This window comes from Serinibacter salmoneus, assembly GCF_002563925.1.
GTDB lineage: Bacteria > Actinomycetota > Actinomycetes > Actinomycetales > Beutenbergiaceae > Serinibacter > Serinibacter salmoneus.
The window spans coordinates 1,637,089-1,661,948 of sequence record NZ_PDJD01000001.1; the positions used below are offsets into that span (position 1 = coordinate 1,637,089).

The 24,860-nt window shown below is 70.9% G+C and carries 20 protein-coding genes and 2 tRNA genes; 11 read left to right on the forward strand and 11 right to left on the reverse strand.

Going from position 1 to position 24,860, the window contains the following annotated elements; genetic code table 11:
• Positions 1-6: 6 nt before the first annotated feature.
• Positions 7-1,197, reverse strand: a complete 1,191-nt coding sequence (locus ATL40_RS07315) for a gamma-glutamylcyclotransferase family protein (protein WP_169925906.1) — start codon at positions 1,195-1,197, stop codon at positions 7-9.
• Positions 1,198-1,425: 228 nt separating this feature from the next.
• On the opposite strand from ATL40_RS07315, the gene ATL40_RS07320 reads away from it, so the two are divergent.
• The 5 genes from ATL40_RS07320 to ATL40_RS07345 all read left to right on the forward strand — a co-directional run bounded on the left by ATL40_RS07320 (position 1,426) and on the right by ATL40_RS07345 (position 7,585).
• On the forward strand, positions 1,426-2,214 hold the full coding sequence (locus ATL40_RS07320; RefSeq protein WP_098468968.1) for an LLM class F420-dependent oxidoreductase: 789 nt from the start codon (positions 1,426-1,428) through the stop codon (positions 2,212-2,214).
• Positions 2,215-2,230: 16 nt separating this feature from the next.
• A complete protein-coding gene (locus ATL40_RS07325) occupies positions 2,231-3,364 on the forward strand; it encodes a hypothetical protein (protein WP_098468969.1) in 1,134 nt (377 codons plus the stop codon).
• Between the two features lie 122 nt (positions 3,365-3,486).
• Positions 3,487-4,755, forward strand: a complete 1,269-nt coding sequence (locus tag ATL40_RS07330; protein ID WP_211283081.1) for a deoxyguanosinetriphosphate triphosphohydrolase — start codon at positions 3,487-3,489, stop codon at positions 4,753-4,755.
• A 122-nt stretch (positions 4,756-4,877) separates the two neighbouring features.
• Complete coding sequence (locus tag ATL40_RS07340) at positions 4,878-6,695, forward strand: glycoside hydrolase family 13 protein (RefSeq protein ID WP_098468971.1); 1,818 nt, start codon at positions 4,878-4,880, stop codon at positions 6,693-6,695.
• Entirely contained in the window at positions 6,692-7,585 is an 894-nt protein-coding gene (locus ATL40_RS07345) for a serine hydrolase domain-containing protein (RefSeq protein ID WP_169925907.1), read from the forward strand. Before ATL40_RS07340 ends, ATL40_RS07345 begins: the two co-directional genes overlap by 4 nt.
• Positions 7,586-7,657: 72 nt before the next feature.
• On the opposite strand, the gene ATL40_RS07350 is transcribed toward ATL40_RS07345, so the two are convergent.
• From ATL40_RS07350 to ATL40_RS07360, 3 genes are all read right to left on the reverse strand, one after another.
• Positions 7,658-8,551, reverse strand: coding sequence for a sugar ABC transporter permease (locus tag ATL40_RS07350; protein WP_098468973.1), 894 nt, complete (start codon positions 8,549-8,551; stop codon positions 7,658-7,660).
• Positions 8,551-10,143, reverse strand: a complete 1,593-nt coding sequence (locus ATL40_RS07355; protein ID WP_245866866.1) for an ABC transporter permease subunit — start codon at positions 10,141-10,143, stop codon at positions 8,551-8,553. The genes ATL40_RS07350 and ATL40_RS07355 overlap by 1 nt, the downstream gene beginning before the upstream one ends.
• 75 nt (positions 10,144-10,218) lie before the next feature.
• Positions 10,219-11,493, reverse strand: a complete 1,275-nt coding sequence (locus ATL40_RS07360) for a sugar ABC transporter substrate-binding protein (RefSeq protein ID WP_098468974.1) — start codon at positions 11,491-11,493, stop codon at positions 10,219-10,221.
• 270 nt (positions 11,494-11,763) lie between these two features.
• Here ATL40_RS07360 and ATL40_RS07365 point away from each other — a divergent pair, with 270 nt between their 5' ends.
• Entirely contained in the window at positions 11,764-12,786 is a 1,023-nt protein-coding gene (locus ATL40_RS07365) for a LacI family DNA-binding transcriptional regulator (protein ID WP_098468975.1), read from the forward strand.
• Between the two features lie 19 nt (positions 12,787-12,805).
• On the opposite strand, the gene ATL40_RS07370 is transcribed toward ATL40_RS07365, so the two are convergent.
• On the reverse strand, positions 12,806-14,473 hold the full coding sequence (locus ATL40_RS07370; protein WP_098470354.1) for a phospho-sugar mutase: 1,668 nt from the start codon (positions 14,471-14,473) through the stop codon (positions 12,806-12,808).
• 96 nt (positions 14,474-14,569) lie between these two features.
• A complete protein-coding gene (gene dusB / locus ATL40_RS07375) occupies positions 14,570-15,703 on the reverse strand; it encodes a tRNA dihydrouridine synthase DusB (protein WP_098470355.1) in 1,134 nt (377 codons plus the stop codon).
• Positions 15,704-15,987: 284 nt separating this feature from the next.
• On the opposite strand from dusB, the gene ATL40_RS07380 reads away from it, so the two are divergent.
• Positions 15,988-16,974 carry a hypothetical protein gene (locus ATL40_RS07380; RefSeq protein ID WP_098468976.1) on the forward strand — a complete coding sequence of 329 codons (987 nt, stop codon included), beginning with the start codon at positions 15,988-15,990 and terminating at the stop codon, positions 16,972-16,974.
• 216 nt (positions 16,975-17,190) lie between these two features.
• Here ATL40_RS07380 and tig read toward each other — a convergent pair whose 3' ends face one another.
• The 3 genes from tig to ATL40_RS07395 all read right to left on the reverse strand — a co-directional run bounded on the left by tig (position 17,191) and on the right by ATL40_RS07395 (position 19,494).
• Positions 17,191-18,798 carry a trigger factor gene (gene tig, locus ATL40_RS07385; protein ID WP_098468977.1) on the reverse strand — a complete coding sequence of 536 codons (1,608 nt, stop codon included), beginning with the start codon at positions 18,796-18,798 and terminating at the stop codon, positions 17,191-17,193.
• Between the two features lie 172 nt (positions 18,799-18,970).
• Positions 18,971-19,342: a cupin domain-containing protein gene (locus ATL40_RS07390; protein ID WP_098468978.1), complete on the reverse strand. Its 372-nt coding sequence runs from the start codon at positions 19,340-19,342 to the stop codon at positions 18,971-18,973.
• A 78-nt stretch (positions 19,343-19,420) separates the two neighbouring features.
• Positions 19,421-19,494: transfer RNA gene (locus ATL40_RS07395), tRNA-Gly, on the reverse strand.
• A gap of 111 nt (positions 19,495-19,605) precedes the next feature.
• Between ATL40_RS07395 and ATL40_RS07400 the strand changes: the two genes are divergently transcribed.
• A tRNA-Pro gene (locus ATL40_RS07400) sits at positions 19,606-19,679 on the forward strand.
• A gap of 144 nt (positions 19,680-19,823) precedes the next feature.
• On the opposite strand, the gene ATL40_RS07405 is transcribed toward ATL40_RS07400, so the two are convergent.
• Positions 19,824-20,816: a siderophore-interacting protein gene (locus tag ATL40_RS07405; protein WP_098468979.1), complete on the reverse strand. Its 993-nt coding sequence runs from the start codon at positions 20,814-20,816 to the stop codon at positions 19,824-19,826.
• Positions 20,817-21,230: 414 nt separating this feature from the next.
• On the opposite strand from ATL40_RS07405, the gene cysK reads away from it, so the two are divergent.
• Both cysK and epsC read left to right on the forward strand, forming a co-directional pair.
• Positions 21,231-22,166 carry a cysteine synthase A gene (cysK, locus tag ATL40_RS07410; protein WP_098468980.1) on the forward strand — a complete coding sequence of 312 codons (936 nt, stop codon included), beginning with the start codon at positions 21,231-21,233 and terminating at the stop codon, positions 22,164-22,166.
• Positions 22,167-22,183: 17 nt separating this feature from the next.
• Positions 22,184-22,753 carry a serine O-acetyltransferase EpsC gene (gene epsC / locus ATL40_RS07415; protein WP_098470356.1) on the forward strand — a complete coding sequence of 190 codons (570 nt, stop codon included), beginning with the start codon at positions 22,184-22,186 and terminating at the stop codon, positions 22,751-22,753.
• Between the two features lie 34 nt (positions 22,754-22,787).
• Here epsC and ATL40_RS07420 read toward each other — a convergent pair whose 3' ends face one another.
• Positions 22,788-23,306 (reverse strand): GyrI-like domain-containing protein, encoded by a 519-nt coding sequence (locus ATL40_RS07420; protein ID WP_098468981.1) that lies wholly within the window; start codon positions 23,304-23,306, stop codon positions 22,788-22,790.
• Between the two features lie 175 nt (positions 23,307-23,481).
• Here ATL40_RS07420 and ATL40_RS07425 point away from each other — a divergent pair, with 175 nt between their 5' ends.
• Positions 23,482-24,852, forward strand: a complete 1,371-nt coding sequence (locus ATL40_RS07425; protein ID WP_098468982.1) for an MFS transporter — start codon at positions 23,482-23,484, stop codon at positions 24,850-24,852.
• Positions 24,853-24,860 lie beyond the last annotated feature (8 nt).

The following is a 24,860-nucleotide window of genomic DNA, read 5'->3' on the forward strand; positions in this document are numbered from 1 at the left end:
TCCTCATCAGCCGCGCACCCAGTCCCCGGACGAGATGGCGTAGCCGCCCTGACGCAGCCAGGTCTGGGTCCGCGGGCCTGCCAGGTAGATCCAGGCGCTCACCCCCGACGCCGTGTCTCGGCGTACCCGCACGTACATCTGGTTGGTGGCCGGCTGGCTCGGGTCGTAGCGCTCCAGCCTGTCCACGCGGTCGATCGTCGCAGCCGCTGTCGCCGGGTGCAGGTACTTCACCTCCGCAACGACCGAATGGTGCGCGGAGTCGTCCATCGCATACGGGAAGGTCCGATCTCGATGTCCCCACAGACTCAGTGACGGCATCCGTTCGGTGACGGACGTGGAGAAGGTCCCCGACATCACCCAGGCGTTCGGCTGACCGTCCCGCAGGGTTCCGTAGACCGCCATCACGTCACGGGGCTGTGGCGTGGGGGTATCCTCGGCGCGCCGAACCGCCAGGATGTCGCGCGAGCCGCCGTCCCACCGGCCGACCAGCACGGCGTCGGTCGCCCTGCCGTAGTCCACGACGTGTTGCGCCGAGCCCGGGCCGGTGCGGTCGGTCTGGTAGAAGGTGCGGCCACGCCGCACCGCGAGCGTGTCGGCCCCGTCACCGTCCCAGTCACCCACGAACACCTCGTCGCTCGCATTCCCATAGGAATACACCTTCTGCGCCGACCCCGCCCCCGACCGATTCGTGAAATAGAACGTCCGCCCACGCCGCACCGCGAGCGTGTCGATCCCGTCACCGTCCCAGTCACCCACGAACACCTCGTCGCTCGCATTCCCATAGGAATACACCTTCTGCGCCGACCCCGCCCCCGACCGATTCGTGAAATAGAACGTCCGCCCACGCCGCACCGCGAGCGTGTCGATCCCGTCACCGTCCCAGTCACCCACGAACACCTCGTCGCTCGCATTCCCATAGGAATACACCTTCTGCGCCGACCCTGCACCCGACCGATTCGTGAAATAGAACGTCCGCCCACGCCGCACCGCCAATGAGTCGCGACCGTCACCGTCCCAGTCACCCGACAGCATCCCGTCAGAAGCATTCCCGTAGGTGAAGGTGAAGTTGCCCCCGCCGGGCGCGATGCCCCGCTGGATCACGTACCGGCCGTACCCTGCGACCTCGGCGCCCGCGGAGGCCGGCGCAAGGCAGCCGAAAACCCCCAGGGCGCTGACCAGCGCCGCGCCCAGGGCCACGCGCGCGGCGTGAACAACTCGAGGCCGCCGGGGCCTTGTGGGTGAGGTGGTGTGCACGCGCAGTCCCCCGTGGTGTTTCGCCCTGACAGGTATCGGACCCGGCTGCACTCCGGATACCGAGTCCATGGTAAGCAAACACCGCAATCGGGCCAAGTCGCGGATCCTGCACGGGGCGTTGCGTACGGACTGCCGCGCCGACGGCGCCGTGCCCGGTCGTAGGGTGTCAGCATGGCCACTCCTTCCTTCCCCGTCCGCATCGGTGTCCAGCTCCAGCCGCAGCACGGCTCCTACGACCAGCTCCGCGATGCGGTACGCCGCTCCGAGGACGCCGGGGTCGACATCGTGTTCAACTGGGACCACTTCTTCCCGTTGTTCGGCGATGCCGACGGGCAGCACTTCGAGTGCTGGTCGCTGCTGGCCGCCTGGGCCGAGCAGACCGAACGGGTCGAACTCGGCGCGCTGGTGACCTGCAACTCCTACCGCAACCCCGAGCTGCTGGCGGACATGGCCCGCACCGTCGACCACATCTCCGCGGGTCGTCTCATCCTGGGCATCGGCGCGGGCTGGTTCCAGCGCGACTACGACGAGTACGGCTACGAGTTCGGGACCGCGGGCTCGCGGATCGCCGACCTCGGGCAGGCGCTGCCGCGCATCAAGGAGCGCTGGGCCAGGATGAACCCCGCCCCCACGCGCGACATCCCGATCCTCATCGGCGGCTCGGGCCCGAGGAAGACGCTGCGCCTGGTCGCCGAACACGCCGACGTGTGGCACTCCTTCGGCAACGCCGACGCGCTGCGGCAGAAGTCGGCCCTCCTGGAGGAGCACGGGCAGGCCGTGGGTCGGCCCGCCTCGCAGGTCGAGCGGTCCATCGGTGTCTCCGCCCCTCCCGCCGAGGCCGCCGAGGAGTTGCTGGCCGCCGGTGCCACGCTGTTCACGATCGGCACCGACGGCCCCGAGTTCGACCTGGACCTGGTGAAGCAGTGGGTGGCATGGCGGGACGCGCGCGCCGCGGGCTGAGGCAGTGGATGAGCAGGTGACGGATTCGATCGGCGGGTCCGGCGGCGGGGCGGACGTGCTCGCCCGGGTGAGCCACGCCGTCGCCCGGTTGCTCGGGGTCGAGGTGCTCGACGCCGCAGACCTCGGCGGATCCGACCGTTCGGTGGTGGCGCGGCTCCACCTGAGCGACGGCCGCACCGTCATCGCCAAGCAGTACACCGACGGCGAGGCGCACCGCCACGAGCGCCTCGGCCTCGCGCACCTGCCCGGCACGCCGGAGTTGGTGGCCACCGATGACGTGCGTCGGCTGCTGGTGATGTCCGACATCGGCACGGGGGCCACGCTCGCCGACCTGCTCCTGGGCGAGAACCCGACCGCGGCCCGGGAGGGCGCCCTGAGTTGGGCGAGGGCCCTCGGCGCCATGGTCGGGTCCACCCACGCCGAGGTGGAGACGCTGCGCCCCCGGATCCCGGTGGACCCGACGTTCGACGCCGCGGCCGTGGTGCGCACCGGCGTGGAGCGCCTGGCGGATCTCGTGGGCCTGGATGACGCCGCTCGTGCGGCGGCCTCCGCGGAGGTCGCGACGCTCGAGGTGCTCCTCGCGCCCTCACCGCACGACGTGCTCTGGCCCAGCGACACCTGCCCGGACAACGCCATCCTCACGGATGCCGGCTGGCGGTTCCTGGACCTGGAGGGCACCAGCGCCTCGCACCCGGCGATCGTCGCCGCGTATGCCCACCTGCCATTCGCCACCTGCTGGTGCGTGATGGAGCCGCCGGCGGACCTGACCGCGGCGATGACCGAGGCCTTCACCGCGGCCCTGGCCGAGCATCTCCCCGAGGTCACGGGCACGGGGTCGTGGGAGCGGCAGGTCGCCCTCGCGGACGCCGTCTGGGTGATCGCCAGCACCACCTGGCTGCTCCCCCGGGCGCTGGAGGGTGACGGCCCGATCGGGCCCGAGGGCCGTCCCTCCCCGACCCGCCGGCAGCTGCTCGCCGCGCGGTGGCGCGCACTCGCCGTCGACCTGGCACCGCACGCCCCGGCTCTTGCGCGCCTCGCGGGCGCCGCCGCGGAATGGGCGCGCACGCGCTGGGCGGAACCGGGGCTCGGCCCCTACCCCGCGTTCGCGGGGGAGAACGACCGGCACACACCTCGCCGAACGATGGACTAGGCCGGATCGCGGCGCCGGAGCGCGGCACAAGGGCACGCTCGGCGAGACGGGGGCCGCGCAAGGGCACGCTCGGCAAGCCAGGCAACGGCGAGATGGGGCGGCGCCCCACTAGGCTGAGAGCGATGTCCTGGCAACCTCCCCTCACCCACGATGTGAGCGACGTCGACCGCTGGGTTCCGGAGGTCGCCAAGAACCCGCGCCGCTCCCCCTTCGAACGCGACCGCGCGCGGATCGTGCACTCCTCCGCGCTGCGTCGCCTCGGCGCGAAGACCCAGGTGCTCGCGCCCTCCACGGACGACTTCGTGCGCACCCGCCTCACCCACTCCCTCGAGGTCGCCCAGGTGGGCCGCGAACTGGCCAAGCAGCTCGGCTGCGACCCGGACGTGGTGGACACCGCATGCCTCGCGCACGACCTCGGGCACCCGCCGTTCGGTCACAACGGCGAGGCGGCCCTGGCCGAGGTCGCCGAGGACGCCGGCGGCTTCGAGGGCAACGCCCAGACGCTGCGCATCCTGACCCGGCTCGAGCCGAAGATCTTCCGCTCCGACGGGCGCTGCGTGGGCCTGAACCTCACCCGCGCGAGCCTCGACGCCTCCGCGAAGTACCCGTGGCGCCGTATCGACGCCCCGCGCCGCAAGGACGGGAGACGCAGCCGGAAGTTCGGCGTCTACGAGGACGACCTGGCGGTGTTCTCGTGGCTGAGGGAGGGCGCACCCGAGGGCGCGAGCTGCCTGGAGGCCCAGGTGATGGACCTGGCCGACGACGTGGCCTACTGCGTGCACGACGTCGAGGACGCCGTGGTCGGCTGGCGCATCGACCTGGAGGACCTCACCACCCTGGCCGGGCAGCAGCGCGTGGTGGACCAGGTGCGCGACTGGTACGACCCCGCCGAGAGCGACGACGAGCTGGGCGCCGCCCTGCAGCGCCTGCTCGGCCTGCGGGACTGGGTGAACTCCTACGACGGCACCCGCGCCGACCTGGCCCGCGTGAAGGACATGACCTCCCAACTCATCGGGCGGTTCAGCGGCGCCGCCGTGGACGCCACCCGCGCGGTGCACGGCAACGGCGAATTGGGGCGCTACGACGCGCGCCTGGAGGTGCCTGCCGGCACCCGTGCCGAGATCGCCGTGCTCAAGGGGATCGCCGCGCTGTACGTGATGGCGCCGCGGGAGAACGAGCCGGTCTACCGCAACCAGCGGCGGGTGGTCCGCGACCTGGTGCACGTGATCCTCGAGCGCCCTGAGGCGGTGCTGGAACCGGCGTTCCTCACCGACTACCGCGAGGCGGCCGACGACGCCGCTCGCCTGCGCGTGGCCGTGGACCAGGTGGCCTCGCTCACCGACCTGTCCGCCCTGGCCTGGCACGCGAGGCTCATCCGACCCGTGGGCTGAGCCGCCCGGTCCGCCCGGTCCACGCGGTCCGCCGGGTCCGCCGGGTCCGCCCGGCCCCCCGCCTGCGCCTCTCACCCGACCGCGGATTTGTTGGCCGGTGCACAGGTGTGAAGAATGGGTGAATGGTCCCCGCTGCCCTGTCCAGCTGCCGCACCACGACCGTCTCCACGCCCCACGAGGGCGAGGCGCAGTGGTGGCACACCGCCGTCATCTACCAGGTCTACCCCCGTTCGTTCGCCGATTCCGACGGCGACGGTTACGGCGACCTCCCGGGCATCACCTCCCGGTTGGGTCACCTCGCGCGACTCGGGGTGGACGCCCTGTGGCTATCCCCGTTCTACTCCTCCCCGCAGGCCGACGCCGGGTACGACGTGGCGGACTACCGCAAGGTGGACGACCTCTTCGGCACGCTCGCGGACGCCGACGCGATGATCAAGCGGGCCCATCAGCTCGGGCTGCGCGTGGTGATCGACCTGGTGCCCAACCACACCTCGGACGAGCACGCCTGGTTCGCCGCGGCGCTGGCCGCCGGACCGGGCAGCCCCGAGCGCGCCCGCTACCACTTCTGCGACGGCCGCGGCGCAGACGGCGCCGAACCCCCGAACAACTGGGACAGCGTGTTCGGCGGCCCCGCGTGGACCCGCACCACCAACCCCGACGGCACCCCCGGGCAGTGGTACCTGCACCTGTTCGACTCCAAGCAGCCCGACCTGAACTGGGCGAACGAGGAGGTCCGCGAGGAGTTCCGCAGCGTGCTGCGGTTCTGGCTCGACCGCGGTGTCGACGGCTTCCGCGTGGACGTGGCGCACGGCATGGTGAAGAAGGAGGGCCTGCCGGACTGGGCCGGCCACTCCTCGATGATCTCCGAGCACGAGCAGGCCGGCACGGCCACGCGGGGGCAGGATGCGTCCGAGCAGACTCACGATCCCGACGCCCCCGTGGAGCACGAGGTGGACCTCGGCAACCACGGGCCGATGTGGAACCAGCCCGGTGTGCACGACATCTACCGCGACTGGCATGCGGTGCTCGCCGAGTACGGCGCCGACCGGATGCTGGTGGCCGAGGCCTGGGTGTCGCCGCTCAGCGACCTGGCGAAGTATGTGCGCGAGGACGAGATGCAGCAGGCGTTCAACTTCGCCTTCCTCGCCTCGCACTGGCACGCCGAGGAGCTGCGCGAGGTCATCGAGGACTCCATCCGCGCCAACGACGAGGTGGGTGCACCCACCACCTGGGTGCTGTCCAACCACGACGTGGTGCGCCACGCCTCCCGGTTCGGGATGTCCACCGCCGGCGGCAACGTCTCCCCACCCGGGCCGGACGACCCGCAGCCGGATACCGCCCTCGGCCTGCGCCGCGCCCGCGCCGCCTCGCTGCTGATGCTCGGCCTGCCCGGGTCTGCCTACCTGTACCAGGGTGAGGAACTCGGGCTTCCCGAGGCCACCATGATCCCCATCGAGTTGCGCCAGGACCCGGCGATCGCACGGGGAGGCGAGCCCGTGGGCCGCGACGGTTGCCGGGTGCCGATCCCGTGGGAGGCGGAGGCCCCCGCCTTCGGTTACTCCCCCACCGGCGCCTCCTGGCTGCCGCAGCCCGCGGACTGGGGCCGCTACGCCCTGGATACCCAGAAGCACGACCCGGACTCCACCTACCGCCTGTACAGCCGGGCGCTGCGGCTTCGCCGCGAGTACGCGTTGGGCCGCGGCGGACTGGCGTGGCTCGACCTCGACGCCGACCCCCAGGTGCTCGCGCTGGTGAACGGTGCCGTGACGGTCATCGCCAACACCGGGTCCGAGGCGACGCGCGTCCCGGCAACCCTGGACGTGCTGGTGTCCAGCGCACCGCTCGAGCAGTACGACGACGCCACCTGGCTCCCGGGCGACACCACGATCTGGGCAGTGCGTCGCGCCGATGCACGCACCGAGCCGTTCGGCCCGGATTGAGCCGGACTGATCAGCCGGGGGCCGGCCCCGACCCCGACCCTCCCGTAGCGTCGGATGGCGCACCGGTTCGGTTCAGCGACCACGTCGTCCCGGTCTACAGCATCGCCAAGACCTACACGGCGGCCGCGGCCCTGCTCGCCCTGGATCCCGAGGCGGGGCTGCGGCGCTACCTGAGCCACGCCGTCGTGCCCGGGGCCCTGGGCGAGCTGCGGGTGGCGGACGTGCTCGCGCACCGCTCCGGGCTGAACGACTACGGCGGGTGGGCCGACTACGTGGCGGCGGTGGTCACCCGCGAGGACGCCTGGCCCACCGAGCGCGTCCTGGCGCGAGCCGAGGTCGGCGCGCCCGGCGCGTTCGCGTACTCCAACATCGGATACCTGCTGATCCGACTCGCGCTCGAGGCGGTGGACGGCTCGGAGTTCTTCGAGGTGCTGCGCGAGCGCGTGCTGGACCCGTTGGGCGTGCCGGCCCACCCGTTCGATGCCCGGGCGGACTGGGATGCCTGCGCCCATCCCGCGATCGAGCACGACCTGCGCGCCTACGACCCCGCCTGGGTCTACACCGGCACGTTCGCCACCACCCCCGCCGATGCCGCCCGCGGCATCGCGCGTCTCGTGCGCGGCGAGCTCGGCGAGGACCTCGCGCAACGCATGCGGCACCCTCGCCCGGTCCACGCCCCCGGGCACCCGTTGCACCCCGCGGGGTACGGGCTCGGCCTGATGACCTCGGGTGATCCGGCGCGCCTGGTGGGGCACGGCGGCGGCGGACCCGGGTTCACGCTGTTCGCGCTGTCCACGCACGACGGCGCAGCCTGGCACGGCACGGCGGCCGCCGGCGGGGCGCTGCTCACCGACCTGGCGCAGGACTGCGTGATGGCGCTGACGCGCTGACCGACCGACAGCGAGGCGCCCGGCCCCACGGGGACCGGGCGCCTCGATGGTGCGTAGGTGCCTGCTGAGGACTCAGCCCTTGACGGAGCCGGCGGTCAGCCCGCCGACGATGTACTTCTGCAGGAACAGGAACAGCACCAGCACCGGGATCGAGGTGATCACGGCGCCCGCGGCGAACTGTCCCCAGTTGGCATCCAGGCGGCTGGAGACCCAGGAGTACAGCCCGACCGCGACCGTCCAGTTCGACTCCGAGACGAGCACGATGCGAGCGATGATGAACTCCGCGAATGTGGACACGAAGCTCAGCAGCGCCACCACGGCCAGGATCGGGGTCACCAGGCGCAGGATGATCGTCCAGTAGATCTGGGTGTGGGTGGCTCCGTCGATCTTCGCTGCCTCATCGAGTTCGGTCGGGATCGTGTTGAAGAACCCGTACATGAGGAACGTGTTCACGCCCAGCGCACCGCCGAGGTACACGCAGATCACGGCGAGCTTGGAGTCGATACCCAGTGGCGGCCACACATTGCCGAGGGTGTTCAGCAGCAGGAACACCGCCACGAACGCGAGCATCTGCGGGAACATCTGGATGATGAGCAGCGCCGTCAGGCTGGCGCGGCGGCCCTTGAACCGGAACCGGGAGAACGCGAACGCCGCCGCGGCCCCCATCAGCACGGTGCCGATGGCGGTGGTGGTGGCGATCACCAGCGTGTTGCCCACCCAGGTCCAGAACCGCGTCTGGTTGAGCGCCGCGAAGTTGTCGAAGGAGACCGTGCGGAACAACTCGTTCGACCCGGTCAGCGTCCCGACCGGGTTCAACGCCGCGGAGATCACGTACAGGATCGGCGCGAGCGCGAAGACGAGCATGGCGATGGCGACGATGTGCCGCCAGCCGAGCTCCCGCATCCACTTCCCGAAGGACATCTTCGGCTGGCCGATCGTGGTCGGTGCCTGCGTCGTCGTGGCCATCAGTTGACCTCCTCGAGCTTGCGGGTCTGCCGGAAGGCAATGGCGGAGATCACACCGACGATCACGAAGATCATGATCGACAGGGCGCTCGCCAGGCCGTAGTTGGTCGGTTCACCGCCGGAGATCCCGGAGATCTTGTAGACCATCGAGATCAGGATGTCGGTGTGACCCAGGCTGGTGGTCGGCGAGAAGCTCGGACCACCGCCCGTGAGCATGTAGATCAGCGTGAAGTTGTTGAAGTTGAAGGCGAACGAGCTGATCAGCAGCGGCGCGGTGGAGACCAGCAGCAGCGGCAACGTGATGGACCGCCAGGTGCGCAGCGGCCCGGCGCCGTCGATCTTCGCCGCCTCCATCACGTCCCCGGGAAGTGCCTGCAGCGCGCCCGTGGTGATGAGGAACATGTAGGGGTACCCGAGCCAGAGGTTCACGAACAGGATCGTGAACTTCGCCAGGAACGGGTCGGTGAGCCACGGGATCTCCGCGCCCCCGAGCAGGATCTGGTTGATCGCCCCGAACCTGGTGTTGAACAGACCGGCGAAGATCAGCGCCGAGATGAAGCCCGGGATGGCATAGGGCAGGATCAGCAGACTGCGGTAGACCTTCTGACCGCGCATCCCCGGCTTGTTCATCGCGATAGCGACGAGCAGCCCCAGCAGGAATGTCAGCGCCACCGAGAGGAATGCCTGCACGAAGGTCCACGCGGTGATCTGGTAGAAGTACCCCGCCAGCGTGGGGTTCGTGAACGCCTCGGTGTAGTTCTCCAGGCCGACGGTCACCCGCCAGCCCACGTTGAGTTTCGAGCCGTCCTCGGCCTCGAACTGCCCCTCGTCGTTGGGGGTGTAGACCACACCGGTCTCGGTGTTGGTCATCGTGTCGGCCTCGGGGTCCCATTCCAGGGTCGAGGTGTACACGTAGCCGGTGCGGCCGTCGGTGGTGCGGATGGAACCGGACTCCGGGTCCTCGTCGATGCTCACGCGCAGATCGACCACGGCCTGCTGATCGGCGATGATCGCCTGCCGGTCCAGGATGTCCCATCCGGGCACCTCGGTGATCGCGCCGTCGGTGACGACCGCATCGTCCACCACCGACAGCGGGTCCTCGGCCGTGCCGACCTCCACCGTGTCGTCCTCCAGGACGGCGAACCCGAGTTCGCCGCCCTGCTGCACCACGGCCAGAGGGTAGGCGGGGGAATCGGGCAGGCGTACCTCGTTCTGCTGCAGCAGCGCGGTGATCGCCTGGTCCTTGGTGGAGTTGTGCCCCTGACCGTAGTTGGTGAAGGACACATACAGCGTGTACCCCATGGTGAACAACTGGAAGATCAGCAGGAACACCAGACCGGGGAAGACGTACTTCAGCGCGAGGGTGCGGCGCGCGAAGAAGACCCAGTTCGCGGCCACCAGGAGGCCGACCATCACCCACAGGATCCCCATCGAGTCCTGCTGCAACGCAGCGAGGATGATGAAGATGCCGAAGGCGTTGACGGCGGCCATCAGCGCGAGCTTCACGAGGAAGCCCTTGCCGAAGTTCGTGGCGTGGGACTGCGGGCGGGGGCGCGACGTGCGCGGTTTCTCGAGGGTGCTGGGGGAACTCACGGGGGACCTCCGGGGGGCCCGAAGGCGCCGGGCCGCATCAGTGATGCGTCCCGGCGCCGTTCGTGGTCGAGGTGATCAGCCGCCGATGGCGGACTGGATCTCCGTGGCCATGGTCTCCCAGGAACTGACCGGGTCGGCGCCGTTGATGATCGCGGCCTCGGTCTTGCCCCACGGCGTCCACACCGATCCCATCTCCGGGATGGAGGGCATCGGGTCGGCGCCCTCACCGGCGGCGATGAAGCCGGCGGTGATCGGGTCCTCGGCTGCGACGTCGGCGGCGGCGATCAGCGCCGGCGGGCGGTCACCGGCCTCGTACAGGGCGAGCTGGGCATCCTCGCTGGAGAGGTAGTTCACGAGGAAGTCGTTGGCCAGCAGTGCGTTCTGGCTCTGCGCGCTGAGGTAGAAGCCCTGGACGCCGGCGAACGGCACCGCGCTCTCGCCGCCGGCGCTCGGGACCGGGTCCACGGCGACGTTCAGGTCACCGAAGGAGTCCAGCATCCACGGGCCACCGACGATGAACGGGGACTTGCCGGTGGCGAAGGCGTCGACCGCGACATCGTAGGTGATGTTCTGGTCGAACACGCCGGTGCCCGACTGTCCGTTGTCGTAGAGGAACTGCGCGAAGTTCTGGCCAGCCTCGTCACCGATGATCAGGTCGGTGGAGTAGGACCCGTCGTCGTTCTTCGCGAAGATGCCGGAGCCGAAGGAGGCCTGCAGCGGGTAGAAGGTGTACGGGTCGCCGTCCTCGCCGTTCATCTGGATGACGAAGGGGTACTCGGTCCCGGCGGCCTCGCCGGCGGCGATCATCTCGTCCCAGGTGGCGGGGGCGTCGGGCGCGAGGTCGGTGTTGCGGATGAGGCCGAGGTTCTCGATCGCGTACGGCAGCGCGTAGACCTGGCCGTCGTAGGTGAAGGCCTCCACCGCGGTGGTCTCGAAGTCAGAGGCCGTGGCGCCGAGCTCGACCGGGGCGACCACGCCGTTGGCGGTGAGCTCACCCAGCCAGTCGTGGGCGCCCACCGTGATGTCCGGGCCCTCGCCCGTGGGGACCTGGGCCAGGAAGTCGGTGCGGATGTCCTCGAAGTTCTTCAGGACGAGTTCCACCTCGGTGCCGGTCTCGTCCGTGAAGGTGGTCGCGGCGTCGGCCACGGCGGCCTGACGGGTCTCGTCGACCCAGACCGTGATGGAGCCGCCGCCTCCGGCGGACTCGGTGGTCTCCTCCTCGGCAGCGCTCGTCTCCTCGCTGCTGGAATCCGTGGCGTCCGTTGTCGCCTCGGACGAGCTGTCGCTGCCGCAGGCAGTGAGCAGCAGGGCAGCCGATGCGACGGCGGCCGTGATGATGGTCTTGCGCATGGGGTGATCTTCCTCCGATCGAGTCCTCAGTGACCCGCCCGAGAGCTCGGGCTGACGCGTCTCTGCGATGCCCCTCACGCTACTGCAACTTTCTGCAAGCCGCGCGCCGAACGGTCCGCCGTGTCCGGATCGTGATGTATTGCAGGATGAATCCGTGGCGCACATCACAGTCCGGTCACGCCTGGGCTGCAAGCGCGTGGAACTTTGCGGTAGGTTTGCGGTCACCTCGAAAGGTGCACGGGCGCATCGAATGACGAAGGAGAACCCCGGATGAGCAATGAAGAGGTGCCACGCACCCGATTGGCGGATCTCGCCGCTCACTCGGGCGTGAGCACGGCGACCGTCTCACGGGTGCTCAATCGCAAGCCGGGGGTTGCCGAGTCCACTCGCCAGGCCGTGTACCACGCCCTGGACATGCTCGGGTACGAGCGACCCCACCGCGGCCCGAACGAGTCGGCCGGCCTCGTCGGACTCATCGTGCCCGAGCTCAGCAATCCGGTGTTCCCCGCGTTCGCGCAGGCCATCGAGACCTCGCTGGCGCACCACTCCTTCACCCCCCTGCTGTGCACCCAGACCACCAGCGGGGTCTCCGAGGACGAGTACGTGGAGACCCTCCTCGCCTCCAACGTGGCCGGCATCGTGTTCGTCAACGGCTTGCACGCCGACGCACAGGCACCCTTGACGCGTTACAACCGGCTGACCCAGCGGGCCGTGCCCTACGTGCTGATCAACGGACCTCGGGAGGAACTCCCCGCGCCGCAGGTCAGCGTGGACGAGGAACTCGGGATGGACCTCGCCGTGCGGCACCTGGTGGCCATGGGGCATCGCCGCATCGCGCTCGCCGTCGGCCCCGATCGTCTGATCCCGGCGGTGCGCAAGCGCGAGGGCTTCACCGCCGCGGTGCGCAAGTACATCGGGGACACCTGCGACGTGCGGGTGCAGACCTCCCTGTTCACCGTGGAGGGTGGCGAGGCCTCAGCCCGCACGCTCCTACGCGAGGGCGCCACCGCCATCGTGTGCGGGAGCGACCTCATGGCGCTCGGCGCGATCCGCGCCATCAACCAAGCCGGGCTGCGCGTCCCCGAGGACATCTCCGTGATCGGCTTCGACGACTCCCTGTTCATGCGGTTCACCGAGCCGAACCTCACCACCCTGCGCCAGCCCGTGGAGACGATGAGCCAGGCCGTCGTGGACCTGCTCATCGGCGCGATGGACGGCCGGGAGTCCAGCACCGACCTGCGCTTCGCCCCCGAACTGATCGTGCGCGGGTCGACGGCGAAGGTCCCGGGGTAGGGACCCTCGCCGTCGCCTGCTACAGACCCAGGGCCTCGCGCATCTCCCCCGAGATGAGCGCCAGCCGCTGGCTGGCCTCGGCGCGAGGAATCACCTCGCCCGCCTCCAGCACCACCTCGAGGTAGCACTTCAACTTCGGCTCGGTGCCCGAGGGCCGCACGATCACGCGGTCATCCGCCTGCGTGAGCAGCAGCAGCCCGTCGGTGGGTGGCAGGTCCTCACTGCCCTGTGCCAAGTCCACGACCTGCACCACGGGGGCGCCCGCCAGCGTCGTCGGCGGCTGGGCGCGCAGCCGGGCCATCGCAGCGGGAATCAGGGAGAGGTCCTGCACCCGGATGCTGAGCGGCGCCGTCGCGTACAGGCCATAGGCCCTGGCCATGCGGTCCAGTTCGTCCTGCACCGTCAAACCCCGCGCCGCCAGGTCCTCCACGAGCGTCACCACGCGCACCGCCGCACCGATGCCGTCCTTGTCCCGCACCGCCGAAGGATCCGTGCAGTACCCGATCGCCTCCTCGTACCCGAAGCGGATGTCCGGCGTGCGGGCGATCCACTTGAAGCCGGTCAGGGTCGCGGCCGAGCGCAGCCCGTGAGCCTGCGCGATCCGGGCCAGGAGCCGGCTGGAGACGATGGAGGAGGCCAACACCTCGCCGTCACGGCCGGCATCCGCGGCCGCCTGCTCACCCAGCAGTGCGCCGATCTCATCCCCCGTGAGCTGACGCCACGAGCCGTCCGGCTGCGGGATGGCCATAGAGCAGCGGTCGGCATCGGGGTCCAGCGCCACCACCACGTCCGCCTCGACCTGTCCTGCGAGCTCGATCGCCAGATCGATCGCGCCCGGCTCCTCGGGGTTGGGGAAGCTCACCGTCGGGAAATCCGGGTCCGGGTCGAACTGACTGGTCACCGGATGCACGTCGGTGACACCGGCCTGGGCGAAGACGTCCACCGCGACAGCGCCGCCCACGCCGTGCAGCGGGGTGAGCACAACGCGGGTGCGCGACTCCTGCTCGCTGGTGCGGTGGGAGGCCATACGCGCCGTGTACTGCGTGAGGATCCCGGCGTCGACCTCCTCGATCCGGTCGCGATCGCGCGGCACCAGGTCCGCGGGCGGGGCCTGCTCGATGCGCTCGGCGATGCCGGCGTCCGCCGGGGGCACGATCTGCACGCCGTTGCCGTTCTCGTCACTCGCGCGGCCACCGAGGTAGACCTTGTAGCCGTTGTCCGCGGGCGGGTTGTGCGAGGCCGTGACCATCACGCCCGCGTCGGCGTTGAGAGCCCGCACCGCGTAGGCGGTCACCGGGGTGGGTTGGCGCGGGGGCAGGGCCAGCGCGGTCAGGCCCGCGCCCGAGAGCACCTCGAGGGTGGCGGCGTAGAACTCCGCCGACCCGTGGCGCGCGTCGCAGCCCACGACCACCCGGGCGTCCTCGCCCACGGTCTCGCGCAGGTAGGCGGCCAGGCCCGCGGTGGCGCGGGTCACCACGGCGACGTTCATCCGGTTCTCCCCGGCGCCGACCCGGCCGCGCAGCCCGGCGGTCCCGAAGGTGAGGGGCCCGGCGAAGCGGTCCGCGAGATCGGCGAGCGCGGCCTCGTCGCCACGCTCGGCGGCCTCGATCACCGCGGCCAACTCCTCGCGGGTGCTCGGGTCCGGGTCGTGCGCCAGCCACTCGCGGGCGGGGGTCAAATCGGTCACGACGTCCACTCCTTCGTTCGGTCGTTGCTACGGGCGGTGAGATGGCCGCCCCGGGAGGCTACGCCGTCGGGCACGGCGATGCCTAGTCGGCGCGCGTCAACCGCCGGAGACACTGAGCTCGGCCTGCGCCAGCAGGGCGGCCAGGCGCCCGTCGATCTCCCGGGAGTCCAGCCAGCCCTCGGGCAGGTGTGGGACCTTCGGGGAGCCCGCGCGGCCACGCTTGCCCTCGGCGGCCTCCCCGGGGTAGGGCGCGTCCAGGTCGAGGTCGGCGAGCTTGGCGTCCAGGTCCGCCAGGGAGTCCACCAGGGCCAGGGCACGGCGCGCGTCGCCGCCCGCCGGGTAGCCCTTGAGGTACCAGGCCATGTGCTTGCGCAGCTCGCGCAGGGCGCGGTCCTCCTCCCCCATGTGGTCCACCATGAGTTCCGCGTGGCGGCGCAGCACACCGGCGACCTCCCGCAGCCTGGGGCGCACCCGCACCTCACTGCCCGCGAATCCCGCCACCAGATCGGTGAACAGCCACGGCCGGCCCTGGCAGCCGCGGCCGACCACCACGCCGTCGCACCCGGTCTGCTCCACCATCGCCAGCGCATCCTCCGCGGACCAGATGTCGCCGTTGCCGAGCACCGGGATGTCCGTGATCGCCTCCTTCAGGCGGGCGATCGCGTCCCAGTGCGCGGTTCCGGAGTAGTGCTCGGCAGCGGTGCGGCCGTGCAGCGCGACCCACGCGACCCCGGCATCGCGCGCGGAGCGGGCGGCATCGAGGTAGGTGAGGTGGTCCTCGTCGATCCCCATCCGCATCTTCACGGTGATGGGCACCTCGCCCGCCTCCTGCACGGCACCCCGCACGATGGCGGCGAACAGGTCCCGCTTCCAGGGCAGCACCGCTCCCCCGCCACGCTTGGTGACCTTGGGCACCGGGCACCCGAAGTTCAGGTCGATGTGGTCGGCGCGGTCCTCGGAGACCAGCATCCGCACCGCGGCGCGCACGGTGGCGGGGTCCACGCCGTAGAGCTGCACGCTGCGGACCTTCTCGCCCGGCGCTGCCTGGATGATCCGCATGGACTCGGGGGTGCGCTCCACGAGGGCGCGGGAGGTCACCATCTCGGAGACGAAGATGCCCTCGGGTACATCGGTGGCGTGGATGGCGGGCGCCTGCTCGGGGGTGGGGAGCCCGGCGCGGGCGGCCTCCTGGCACAACTGCCGGAACGGCGCGTTCGTGACGCCCGCCATGGGGGCGAGCACCACGGGCGTGCCGAGCGTGTAGCGGCCGAGGGACAGAGTCACCGGGAGATTCTTTCATGTGCGCGCCGAGCAGGCCCCACAGCCGGCGAGAGAGTCTGATGCGCGCGAGAGAGCCTCGTTCACGGACTCTCTCGTGTGAATCAGACTCTCCCACCGGGATGTCCCGTCAGCATCACGATGCGAGCTGTCCCCAACCGGCCCGCAACAGCCCTCCGCAGTCCGTGTGCACAGGTCAGCGGCGGACCGAGCGCGCCGGAGTCACGCTGTGTGCCATGGAGCTCCTCGACTCATGGGCAACGCTTACCGCCCCCACCCGCGGCACGGCCATGGCACCACGTCACCTGCCCCCGGTGGTGCGCACCCGCACGATCGGCATCCGGCGAACTCGTGAACTGCTCGCCTCGGGCGAGTACACGCAGGTACGGCGGGGAGTCATCGCCCGCTGCCGGACGTCGCCCGCCTCGGGACGCGCGAGTGACGAGGTGCTCGCGCACGCGCACGCGATCGCGGTGACCCATCCGTCCGGCGTGCTCTTCTCCCACCAGACAGCCGTGCTCCTGCTCGGCGGGTGGTTGCTGTGGCCCGCGCTACCGGTGCACGTGCGCCAGTGCACCCCGATCTCCTCGCAGTTGCGACGTGACGCCCAGCTCAGGCGGCACCTCGGGCCGGTCCAGGAGTCGGAGATCCGCGCGCACGACGACGTGTTGGTCACCTCACCCGAACTCACCCTGATCGACTGCGCCCGAACGTCACCCTTCCTCGAGGCAGTCGTCGCCGCGGACTCGCTGGCTCGGCTCGGTGCGGACCGCGAACGGGCAGCCACGATCCTCGAGGCGTGCGCAGGGGGCCGGGGCGTGGTGCAGGCCAGGCGGGTGCTCGCGACCATCGACGGTGTGCCTGAGTCACCCGGGGAGTCGGCCGTGCGCGGGATCGCGGTGGATAAGGGGCTGCCCGCTCCCCGGCCGCAGGTCCGCATCCGCACGTCGCTCGGCGTGAAGGAACTGGACCTCGGCTGGGAGGACAGGAGAGCGGGCATCGAGTTCGACGGTGCGGTGAAGTACCGGAACCTCACCGCGCAGGAGGTCACCCGGCGGATTCAGGCAGACATGGCGCGCCACGAAGCGATCACCGCGCAGGGCTGGACGGTACTGCGGGTGCGGTGGGATGACTTCTCGGACCTTCCGGGGCTCGCCACCCGGCTCCTGCGGCTCTATCGGGACGGCGTCGCCCTCCGGCCGCCCGGGCGGGCGCGGTACTGAATCGGCGCCTGGATCCGGCGGGCCGCCGACGAGAGAGTCTCCTTTGGGCGAGAGAGTCTCCCAACAGGACTCTCTCGCGCGAAAGAGACTCTCTCGGCTGAGGCACCCGGCGGGGCTGGGACGCGCGGCGGTGTGGTGATGCGGCGAGGGCCGCCGCACCTGAACGGTGCGGCGGCCCTTGCGGACTCGCAGGTGGCCCTCGGCGGGCCCGGCCGACTACTCGGCGGCGGCGGTGTCGGCAGCCTCGGCGGCCGCCTTCTTGGCCGGAGCCTTCTTCGCAGACGGCTTCTCGGCGCCCTCAGCGGCCGGCTCCTCAGCGGCGTCAGCAGCGGCCGCCTTCTTGGCCGGAGCCTTCTTCGCGGCCGGCTTCTTGGCCGGAGCCTTCTTGGCGGCCGGCTTTTCGGCAGGCGCTTCCTCGGCGGGCGCCTCCTCAGCAACCGCCTCGGTCTCGACGGTCTCGACGTCGACCTCCACGGTCTCCGTCTCGCCAGCGAGCTCCTCGGCCTGGACGGCGGCGGCGCCGGCGGCCTGCGCGGCACGCTCGGCGTCGAGCTCGTCGGAGCCGATGAACGGCGTGAGGTCCACGGTCTCACCGGCGCCGTCGACCACGGTCACCTGACGCAGCGCGAGCGCGAGGGACTTGTTCCGCGCGATCTCACCCACGAACACCGGGATCTGGCCGGTCTTGTCGGCGTTCTGCACGAACTCGTTCGGGTCGACCTTGTACTGCTGCGCGGTGCGCACCAGGAAGTCGATGAGCTCCTGCTGGGAGACCTGCACGGAGAGCTGCTCGGCGAGCACGTCCAGCAGCAGCTGGCGGCGCAGCGCAGTCGTGGCCTCGCCGCGCACCTCCTCGCGGTGCTCGTCGTCCTCGAGGCGGTTCTCGCTCTCGAGGTGGCGGTGGATCTCCGCCTCGACGACGCCCTTGGGCACCTCGAACTCGACGGCGGACTCGAGGGCCTCGAGGAGCTGGTCGCGGGCCTCGACGGCCTGCTCGTTGACCTTGCCGCTCGCGGCCTGCGTGCGTAGGTCGGCCAGGAGCTCCTCCAGCGTGTCGAACTCGCTGGCGAGTTGGGCGAAGTCGTCGTCCAGCTCGGGCAGTTCCTGCTCCTTCACCGCGGAGACGGTGACGGAGACCTCGGCGCTCTCGCCCGCGTGCTCGCCGCCGGCGAGCTCGGAGGAGAACGTGGCACTCTCACCGGCGGACAGGCCGGTCACGGCCTCGTCCAGGCCGGGCAGCATGGTGCCGGAACCGATCTGGTAGGAGACGCCGGAGACCGAGTCGATCTCCTCGCCGTCGATCGTGGCGGTCATGTCGATGGTGAGGAAGTCACCGTCGGCGGCGGCGCGGTCCACGCCCTGCAGGGTGCCGAAGCGCTGGCGCAGCACCTCCACGCGCTCGTCGATCTCCTCGTCGGAGACCTCGAGGGAGGACACGGTCACGGTGAGGTCGCTCAGCGTGGGCAGCTCGAACTCGGGGCGCACGTCCACCTCGGCGGTGAAGATCAGGTCGCCGCTCTTGTCCACGGGGACCTGGGTGACCTCGACCTCGGGCTGCGCGAGCACCGCGATCTCGTTCTCGTTCACGGCCTCGCGGTAGAAGCCGGGCAGCGCGTCGTTCACGGCGTGCTCCAGCACGGCACCGAAGCCGATGCGCTGGTCGATGATGCGGGGCGGGACCTTGCCCTTGCGGAAACCGGGCACGGACACGTCCTGAGCGATGTGCTTGTAGGCGTGCTCGATGCTCGGCGTCAGCTCCTCGTAGGACACCTCCACGGTCAGCTTGACGCGAGTCGGCTCAAGGGTCTCGACGGCACTCTTCACAGCGGGACTTTCTGTCGGTGGTTCGTGGACTGGTCAGCCGGGCACGAATGCCGCTGACCGATCGCGGGCGCGACGAAGCGCCACGTACGCTGCAGCCATCGTAACGCCCAGCAGGATCGGAACGGACCACGCCGCGCTCACGTCGCGCTCACATCGGCTCATGCCTGCGCCGTCACACCACACGCTCGAAGTGGTCGGGCAGGTCCACGCTCGCGTCGGTCTCGATCACCACGGCGATCACGTCCTCGATCGCCCACGTCTGGTGACGCTCCCCCGGTTCCCAGATCACCAACGACCCGGCTGGCAGCTCCCGCTTGCCCTCGCCGTCGGTGTCGATGTGGGCAAGCCCCTGCACGACGGCGAAGATCTGCCGACGCGTGGCGGGATGCTCCCCGAGGGTCCCCCCTGCGGCGATGTGCGCGATGTGGATCCGGGTGCGGGTGCGCACGGTCAGGCCCTGGTCGAGTGCGGGCATCACGTCCATCACCACGCCCGCGCTGCCCCAGGCCTCCACCTCATAACGCGGCGTCAGGTAGATCTCCACGTGCCCTCCCGGACGACAGCCGACAACGGCCCGGATCCAGGTCGGAATCCGGGCCGTGCTGGGGGCTTCTCGTCCCCGTGGAGCGGATGACGGGAATCGAACCCGCACCATCTGCTTGGAAGGCAGAGGCTCTACCATTGAGCTACATCCGCGCTGCGCTAGCGCGTGGAACAGTGTAGCCGACGACGGCGCCGCCTCCTGACCGGGCGCGTCCGCCCGACCGCGCCCCGACGGCGTAGACTGCTCGGGCGCCATCGGCGCATCGGGGTGTAGCGCAGCTTGGTAGCGCATCCGCTTTGGGAGCGGAGGGTCGCAGGTTCAAATCCTGTCACCCCGACTCAGGTAAAGGCCCGCCGGCCTCAGCCGAGCGGGCCTTCGCTGCGTCGGAGACAGGATGCTGGGAGCCGGAGCGCCCGGCGAGGCACGAGCCGGTCGCGACGGCGGTTCATGTCACCCCGACACGGCGAGAGGCCCGCCGGCGTCAGTTGGCCTCGGACTTGCCCTCGCGCCAGTACCCCATGAAGGCGACGTTGCGGCGGTTCACACCCGCGCCCACCATCATCCGGCGCAGGTCACGCACGGTGGCGGCCTCGCCGGCGACCCAGGCGTAGAAGTCCCCCTCGGTCACCTCGGCTGGGGAGTCCCAGAGCAGTTCGGAGTCCACGTCGATGTCCTCGAGCGTTTGGGGTGCGCCGATCACGCTGGAGACGATCGTGGTGTGGCGGTTCAGCCAGGACTTCGCGGCGTTGCGCAGCAGCAGGCCGTGGGGAGCGACGGCGCGGCGCCCCTCCGCGGTCTCGCAGCCGCCGTCACGGGCCAGCCAGGAGATGCGGGAACGGCCCCGCGGGTAGACCGAGAGGATGTCCTCGCTGCTGGGGACCTCGATCAGCGCCTGGGCCGTACCGTGCTCGAGCGTCTCGATGATCGAGCAGATCGCGGGCGCCGCGGTCTCGTCGCCGAGCAGCAGCAGGTGCTGGGCGCTGCCCGGTCGCCAGTCGATGCCCACCACGTCGGGGCACCGTGCATCCGGCCCCGCCACGATCAAGGGGTCCCCCACGGCGGCGCGCCGCAGCCAGGCACCGGCGGGCCCCTCCGCGCCGCCCGGCCCGGGAGCGTGCCGCACGAAGTCGATGTCGAGCTCGCGTTCGCTGGGCCGGATGTCGCGGACCGTGTAGGTGCGCAGGGCTCCGCGCTCCTCCTGCGGCATGGCTCGCCAACGGGCGTACCACTGCCCCGAGCGGATCGTGGCCTCCTCGCGCGCGCCGATATCCGGCAGCCCGGCCGCTCCCGGGAAGACCACCTTGATGCGCTGGTCGAGCTTCGTCGTCGCGAAGTGCACAAGGTCCTCGCCGGTGACCGTGACACGCACGAAGTGCGGGCTCAACGGCAGCACCCGCGCCACCTGCACCTCGAAAGGCCGGTAGGCGGGGTACGCGGGAGCCCGGCTTGCCTCAACCTCTGCGGACGTAAGCACAGCCTTACCTTAACCGGGATGGCCGGGGTGGGGACAAGGGTGAGGCCCCTCACAGCATCCGCATCGGCGCGGAGTCCACATGGTGGACATCTGGCGAGTCAGCCGCCAGGGGCCGCGCGCATGGCTAAGGTTGAGGCTGCAACCACTGCACCGGAGGAGACGTGACGCGCCGCGCACAGCACAGCCGCCACACCGATCCGGGGGGCGTCGAGGACCCCCGGGCTGCACGGACGTGCGCTGAGGAGCCCACCGGCACCCGCCACGACCTCCCCCTCCCCCACTGTCGATAGAGCGGGCGCCGTCCAGCGACGCCTCCCGCTCGCCCCGAGCACCGGCGCAGGGAATAGCCGCGCCCCGCCCGTTGCTGCACCACATCGCCACCGCGGCACCCACCACGTGAGGAGATCACCGACCATGGCACGCATCTATGAGGACGTCACCCAGCTCATCGGCAACACCCCGCTGGTCAAGCTCAACCGCCTGACCGAGGGCGCCGGCGCCACCGTCCTGGCCAAGCTCGAGTTCTACAACCCCGCCAACTCCGTCAAGGACCGCATCGGCGTCTCGATCATCGACGCCGCCGAGGCCTCCGGCGAGCTGCAGCCCGGCGGCACGATCGTGGAGGGCACCTCCGGTAACACCGGCATCGCCCTGGCGATGGTCGGCGCGGCCCGTGGCTACAACGTGGTCCTCACCATGCCGGAGTCCATGTCCAAGGAGCGCCGTGCGCTGCTGCGCGCCTACGGCGCCGAGCTCGTGCTCACCCCCGCCGGCGAGGGCATGAAGGGCGCGGTCTCCAAGGCGGAGGAGATCGCCGCCGAGCGCCCCGGTGCCGTGCTGGCACGGCAGTTCGCCAACGAGGCGAACCCGGCGATCCACCGCGCCACCACCGCCGAGGAGATCTGGAACGACACCGACGGCGGGGTCGACGTCGTCGTGGCGGGCATCGGTACCGGCGGCACCATCACGGGTGTGGGCCAGGTGCTCAAGGAGCGCAAGCCCGAGGTGCGCATCGTGGCGGTGGAGCCCGAGGAGTCCCCGATCCTCAACGGCGGCGCTCCCGGCCCGCACAAGATCCAGGGCATCGGCGCCAACTTCGTGCCGGAGATCCTCGACACCGAGGTCTACGACGAGGTCATCGACGTGAACGCCGAGACCGCCGTGGCCATGGCGCGCCGGGCGGCCGCCGAGGAGGGCCTGCTCGTGGGCATCTCTTCCGGCGCCGCGATTGACGCCGCCCTCCAGGTCGCCAAGCGCCCGGAGATGGCGGGCAAGACCATCGTGGTCATCGTGCCCTCCTTCGGCGAGCGCTACCTCTCCACCATCCTCTACTCCGACCTGATGGACTGAGATTGCTCCACTCCCTCATGCGCACCCTGCGCGAGGACATCGACGCTGCGCGCCGCCAGGACCCGGCGGCGCGCAGCGCGCTTCAGATCGCCCTGGTCTACCCCGGCCTGCACGCGGTGTGGGCCTACCGCGTGGCGCACCGGCTGTGGACGGCATCGCCGGTGGCACGGCCCGCGGCGTTCGCGCTCGCCCAGTTCGCACGCGCCGTCACGGGCGTGGAGATCCACCCGGGCGCCACGATCGGGCGGAGGTTGTTCATCGACCACGGGATGGGCGTGGTCATCGGTGAGACCGCCGAGGTGGGTGACGACGTCATGCTGTACCACGGCGCCACGCTCGGCGGGCGCTCCACCAGCCGCGGCAAGCGGCACCCCACCCTCGGGGACCGCGTGACCGTGGGCGCCGGCGCGAAGGTCCTGGGCCCGGTCAGCCTCGGCGACGACGCCCAGATCGGGGCGAACGCCGTGGTCGTTAAGGACGTGCCCGCCGGCGCCGTCGCCGTCGGCGTGCCCGCCCAGATCCGCTACCCGCGCACGCCGGGACGTGCCCTGCAGGACCCGAGCGAGCTGATCGAGTACGTGATCTGACCGGCGGCTCGCTGGACTCGCGCCCCACCACCCGTCACGGCCGGGCGATGCTCATGAACAGCTCGGTGCGCAGCGACTCCTCTGGCGCCTCCCGCGGATCGTCCACGTACACCTCGAGCCATCGACCACCCGGTGCGGCGCCGCTCGTGGTGGCATCCTGCACCAGGGCCATCCACGATCGCCCCAGGGAGTCATAGGACCCGACGTGGCTACGCGCCGCGAACGGCCCCGGGTCGATCACGCTCGGGGAGATCCGCACCCCCGCCACCTCGATCGGCTCCTCCAGCCGCTCGGCGACCGGGATCCCGATCTCCAGGTCGAAGGTGGCCATGGGATCACCGTGGAACAGTCCGAACGGGGCCGCGGACGGCGTGATCAGTCCCTGCGCGATCGCCTGCCCCACCGCGCCCAGGGTCGCGTCGTACAGCTCCCGCAGCCCGTCGGTCGTCTGCCCGTCGTGCCGCACCGAGGCGATCGGAATCGCCCCCAGTTCCAGCATCTCCGTCCCCGTGCGGGGCTCCGCCGGGATCGGCAGCGTCTCTTCTCCGGTCATCACGTGCTCCCATCTGCGCCGGCCCTCGCCACGCGCGTGTCCGGGCTCGCGTCCCGGCCGAACCCGGCCGCTGCTGAGCCCCCGTCAAGACCCTTGCGTCAACCACTCCCCCGATCGACGGGATCATCATGCCCACGCGGACCGACAGCCTGGCAATGGGCGTAGGGTTCCGCACGTGACACGGGGGACTCGCGTGATCGTCGTGGCGATCCTGGCCGCCTTCGTGCCGTTCCTGGACGGCGCCGTGGTCAACGTGGCCCTCCCGGCCATCCGGGACGATCTCGGCGGCGGGCTCACCACCCAGCAGTGGGTGGTGGACGGCTACCTGCTGACCCTGGGCTCGCTGATCCTGCTCTCCGGGTCGCTGGCCGACGCCTACGGCCGCGTGCGCATCATGCGGATCGGACTCATCGCCTTCGGCCTGGCCTCCATCGCGTGCGCGATCGCCCCCACTGCGGGGTTCCTCATCGCCGCACGGCTCGCCCAGGGCGCCGCCGGCGCCCTCCTGGTGCCCTCCGCCCTGGCCCTGATCGTGCAGGAGTTCCGCGGCGTCGCGCAGTCCGCCGCGATCGGCACCTGGACGGCGTGGACCTCCGGTGCCATGATCGCGGGCCCGGTCCTCGGCGGCGTCCTGGTGGACCTGCAGGACTGGCGCGCGGTGTTCTGGATCAACGTGCTGCCGCTCGCGGTGACGCTCTGGCTGCTGCGCGGGCTCGGCGTCGAGGAACGTCCCCGTGCGCCGCGCCTGGATGCTGCCGGCGCTGCCCTGGCCGCCGTCGGCCTCGGGGGCACCGTGCTCGCGCTCATCGAGGTGCCACGGCTGGGCGCGTCCCACCCGCTCGTGATCGTCAGCGCCGCGGCCGGGGTGGGTTGCCTGGTCGCCTTCGCCTGGTGGGAGACCCGCGCGCGCCACCCCATGGTGCCGCCCTCGCTGCTGCGGATCCGCAACGTCGCCTGGGGCAACCTCGCCACGTTGGCGATCTACGGGGCACTCTCGCTCGGCTCCTTCGCCCTGACGGTGTTCGTGCAGGAGACCGCCGGGTACAGCGCCACGCAGGCGGGCCTGGCCTCCCTCCCCCCGACCCTCCTGCTGCTCCTGCTGGCACCCCGGGTGGGCCGACTGGCCGGGCGCTACGGGCCCCGACTGTTCATGACCGTGGGCCCCCTCGTCAGCGCCGTCGGCTATCTCCTGCTGCTGCGTGCCACGGACCAGGCGCCGTACTGGAGCGACCTGTTCCCCGGCATCGTCACGTTCGGGCTGGGCCTTGCCCTGACCGTCTCACCGCTGACCTCCGCGATCCTGGGAGCCGTGCCCCCCGAGCACGCCGGCGTCGGCTCGGCGGTGAACAACGCCGTGGCTCGCATCGCGGGACTGGTCGCGGTGGCGATGGTGGGCCTGATCACCACCCAACTGGACACCGCCGGGTTCCACGCGGTGGCCCTCGCGTGTGCCGCGCTGTTCGCGATCGGCGCCGCCGTCTCCTGGGTGGGCATCCGCAACCCGGGACCGGAGGCCGCTGCGCTGGAGCCGGCGCGGGCCGACTGACGCATCCG

Bases quoted from the DNA above. Each gene is read 5' to 3' on its own strand.
- ATL40_RS07380 (WP_098468976.1), top strand. From the start codon at position 15,988: ATGGAGCTCCTCGACTCATGGGCAACGCTTACCGCCCCCACCCGCGGC.
- ATL40_RS07340 (WP_098468971.1), top strand. From the start codon at position 4,878: ATGGTCCCCGCTGCCCTGTCCAGCTGCCGCACCACGACCGTCTCCACG.
- ATL40_RS07320 (WP_098468968.1), top strand. From the start codon at position 1,426: ATGGCCACTCCTTCCTTCCCCGTCCGCATCGGTGTCCAGCTCCAGCCG.
- dusB (WP_098470355.1), bottom strand. From the start codon at position 15,703: ATGGCGGGCGTCACGAACGCGCCGTTCCGGCAGTTGTGCCAGGAGGCC.
- ATL40_RS07350 (WP_098468973.1), bottom strand. From the start codon at position 8,551: ATGGCCACGACGACGCAGGCACCGACCACGATCGGCCAGCCGAAGATG.
- ATL40_RS07365 (WP_098468975.1), top strand. From the start codon at position 11,764: ATGAGCAATGAAGAGGTGCCACGCACCCGATTGGCGGATCTCGCCGCT.
- ATL40_RS07330 (WP_211283081.1), top strand. From the start codon at position 3,487: ATGTCCTGGCAACCTCCCCTCACCCACGATGTGAGCGACGTCGACCGC.
- epsC (WP_098470356.1), top strand. From the start codon at position 22,184: ATGCGCACCCTGCGCGAGGACATCGACGCTGCGCGCCGCCAGGACCCG.
- ATL40_RS07420 (WP_098468981.1), bottom strand. From the start codon at position 23,306: ATGACCGGAGAAGAGACGCTGCCGATCCCGGCGGAGCCCCGCACGGGG.
- ATL40_RS07360 (WP_098468974.1), bottom strand. From the start codon at position 11,493: ATGCGCAAGACCATCATCACGGCCGCCGTCGCATCGGCTGCCCTGCTG.
- cysK (WP_098468980.1), top strand. From the start codon at position 21,231: ATGGCACGCATCTATGAGGACGTCACCCAGCTCATCGGCAACACCCCG.